The following is a 3,409-nucleotide window of genomic DNA, read 5'->3' on the forward strand; positions in this document are numbered from 1 at the left end:
AATCAACCGCTTCCTCGTCGAGCACAACCACAAACCCAAACCTTTCACTTGGACCGCCGACCCCGACAAAATCATCGCTGCCGTCAAACGTGGGCACCAAGGGTTAGATTCCATCCACTAGGATGTGCTTTCGACTTTCGACTTTGTTACGCTGGCTTGTGGAGTGCCGCAATCAAGAAGCTCGCTGAGCAGCGGCGCTGTTCGCAATGCCCCCCTTGTGCAAAAAGGCGGCGAAAACGGCTTAGGCCCGTGGATGTGACACAGCACCTGCGCCAACGAGATACTGAGTTTGTACCGAGATCTCTGGGTCGGTATACGAAACAGGCCAGAATAGGCCGTGTCCTTTTTTCGCGAACCACGCGGGGGAATCGCAGAGAAAAATTGCCGACCTCCGCACACGCAGAGTTGCCTATTTGAACGCGTACTGTGCGCCCGGCTAGCGAAGCGCCATCTGGTGCGGTTCGAAGTGATTGAACACTAGGACTAGCGATGTTAGTGGTTCGCTCGGCTCCGGGGCAAGATCGGAAAAATGGGTCCGGTGCGCCACTAGCTGTTGAGAGGATTTCGCTTGCCAATTTTAGTCACGGGTGCAGCTGGTTTTATCGGGAGCCACGTTTGCCTGAAGCTTCTCGAACGTGGCGACGACGTTATCGGAGTCGACAATCTAAGCGACTACTATGACCCAATGTTGAAGAAAGCTCGGTTGACTCGCCTGCTCGGACGGCGAGGGTTTTCCTTTCTCAAGATCGATATCGCTGATCCGATGGCGCTTGCGAGAGCCTTAGACGGGCAGGAGATAAATAAGGTCGTTCATCTCGCGGCGCAGGCCGGAGTGCGCCATTCACTTGAAAATCCACGAGCCTATATCCGATCCAATGTCAGCGGTCACCTTGAGATCCTCGAATTTTGCCGTGACCGCCCGGGTTTTGAACACTTGGTGTATGCTTCGTCGAGTTCGGTATATGGCGGCAATCAGAAAGTACCATTTAGCGAGAACGATCGGGTAGATCATCCGGTGTCGCTCTATGCGGCTACGAAAAGGTCGAATGAATTGGTGAGCCATACCTACGCTCATCTCTTCGGTGTGCCACAGACTGGTCTGCGATTTTTCACGGTCTATGGCCCCTTGGGTCGGCCTGACATGGCGTATTGGAAGTTTACTCAGGCTATGCTTGAAGGCAAACCGATCCAGGTGTTTAACAATGGCGAGATGTGGCGCGATTTCACCTATATAGACGACATTGTAGAGACGGTCGTTGCGGTGCTCGACAAGCCCCCGTTGGCAGACGTTCCACCCAGCAGGGTGTACAATGTCGGGAACAATCAGCCTGCTCAGCTCGGTGCTTTCATTGATATTCTGGAAAAACTGTTGGGCGTCAAAGCGAACCGCCAGATCGAGACTATGCAGCCCGGCGATGTAGTGCACACCTTTGCCGACATGACATTGCTAGAGCAAGAATTCGGTTTCAGACCAAAAACGTCGCTGGAAATCGGCTTGGGCAAATTCGTAAGTTGGTACCAATCGGAATGGGCAGAAAGGACAACGGCTTTGTGACTCCGGTAAAGCTGAATTTGCCTTGCGAGGCGATCGAACCGCCGCAAAGAGCGAGCCCACCAACTCCACTATTATGGGCAATCAGCAAGGCTTATAATGCCCACCGGATTTCTCTGGCTGACCGCACAAAAACCCCTCGGTTATTAATTGCTCCGCGAGATCAGCCCCGTCCTCGGTAAAACATTGGGCAACTATGAAGTTGTTCAGCCGTGGCGCCACAAGGCCATCACAAGGTGTGCCAAGTCCTACAGGCTTACAGGTGACCACCTGGTGCGGAAACCGCGCCATTGCCGCTTCGGACACAAGGTTGTTCATTCCGGCTGGCCTCGTGAAAGCTGCTCCGCATAAGATAACGTGTCTTGATGCGACCGTTATATCTCTAATATCTTTTAGCACCAGCGCGCCCTTAAAAGACGTCAGGTTCTCGGGTCTCACAATAAGCTGTGGTTTTGGTCCGTTCGCTTGCAAGACGGCAAGTATTACCAAAGCAAAAAGCGCCAGAAACATAGATAAAAACGCGTACAGTCGCCAAGACATACTCGAAGTCACCTCTATCTTTACAAGCCAACCTGGCTTATTTGCTGCGGCTAAAACAAACGAGCTCAGAAACAACTAACAATCTCGCTCGCGCAATGGCGACTTGCGAGGATCTTCGGCAATGAGTCATCCCAATAGACGCCCGTCTGTAAGGCAGTGGTATGGCCCAATTTACTACCCATTTAGCAGGGCAGTTGAGGCGCCATCAACCGAGCTACACGGTCAGATCAGACTTGATGCCGACGCGATCGGCAGGCCAGTGGCGTCGTATCGAGGCCTGTGCACCGGCACAACACTTCAAAATCAAGAACTTGCGACCCGCGGTAAACTCAGAAGCTAATTTTCGATGCGGGTAACTCGATTGTAATTCTGATGCCTAATCCTGCGTCCGGACGACACTTGTGCGCGATGGCTGGGGCGCCAGGATTCGAACCTGGGAATGTCGGTACCAAAAACCGATGCCTTACCACTTGGCGACGCCCCAACAGCCGGGAACGTGCCAGCTGCGCGCGGCCTTATAAGACGAGCCGAGAGAAAGCTCAACGGCCAAGGCGTCAAATGCTTCTTTCGCCGTCTCCCGATGGCAGCCAGGTTCCAATAAGTTTTTGGAATAGAATACCGGCGGCGGCTTGGCGGTCGCATCACTGTCACGCGCTGACCTGCCACGGGTAATTTCCTCCATCTGAGATTAGAGTCCGGCCTCGATTGAAGGACGGACTGATGAAGAGAAAGCGGTTTACGGAAGAGCAGATCATCGCGGTTCTGCGTGAGCATGAGGCGGGGGCAAAGGCGGGCGACCTGGCGCGCAAGCATGGGATCTCCGAGGCGACGCTGTATAACTGGAAGGCGAAGTATGGCGGGATGGACGTCTCCGATGCCAAACGGCTGAAAGGCTTGGAAGACGAGAACGCGAAGCTGAAGAAGCTGCTCGCCGAAGATGCTGGAAGCGTCGGCCCTGCGCGAGCTTCTTTCAAAAAAATGGTAGGGCCCGCCGCCAAGCGCGAAGCCGTCGCGCATCTGCAGGCCGCCATGGGCGTGTCGGAGCGTCGGGCCTGTTCCTTCGTCGGTGCTGATCGCAAGATGGTCCGCTATCGGTCCCGGCGTCCGCCGGAGACGGAGCTGCTCACAAGGTTACGCGACCTCGCCAACGAGCGCCGCCGCTTCGGCTATCGACGCCTGTTCATTCTGCTCAGGCGCGAAGGCGAGGCATCGGGTATCAACCGCATCTACCGGCTATACCGCGAAGAAGGACTGGCCGTGCGCAAGCGACGCTCCAGGCGCCGAGCGGTAGGGACGCGGGCACCGATCCTGGTCCAG

At 55.1% G+C, this 3,409-nt stretch carries 1 protein-coding gene, 1 tRNA gene and 2 pseudogenes; 3 read left to right on the plus strand and 1 reads right to left on the minus strand.

What is annotated here, in order from left to right; all coding sequences use genetic code 11:
- Nucleotides 1–121: pseudogene (locus tag NKH49_RS34420) on the plus strand (IS630 family transposase); the annotation flags it as partial.
- A 447-nt stretch (nt 122–568) separates the two neighbouring features.
- The gene (locus NKH49_RS34425) at nt 569–1,555 is read left to right on the plus strand and encodes an NAD-dependent epimerase/dehydratase family protein (RefSeq protein WP_352687179.1); all 987 of its coding nucleotides are present in this window, start codon (nt 569–571) and stop codon (nt 1,553–1,555) included.
- Between the two features lie 946 nt (nt 1,556–2,501).
- On the opposite strand, the gene NKH49_RS34430 is transcribed toward NKH49_RS34425, so the two are convergent.
- Nucleotides 2,502–2,576, minus strand: a tRNA-Gln gene (locus NKH49_RS34430).
- A gap of 236 nt (nt 2,577–2,812) precedes the next feature.
- Here NKH49_RS34430 and NKH49_RS34435 point away from each other — a divergent pair.
- A pseudogene (locus NKH49_RS34435) lies at nt 2,813–3,409 on the plus strand (transposase); the annotation flags it as partial.

The organism is Mesorhizobium sp. M1088 (genome assembly GCF_040318575.1).
Taxonomy (GTDB): Bacteria; Pseudomonadota; Alphaproteobacteria; order Rhizobiales; family Rhizobiaceae; genus Mesorhizobium.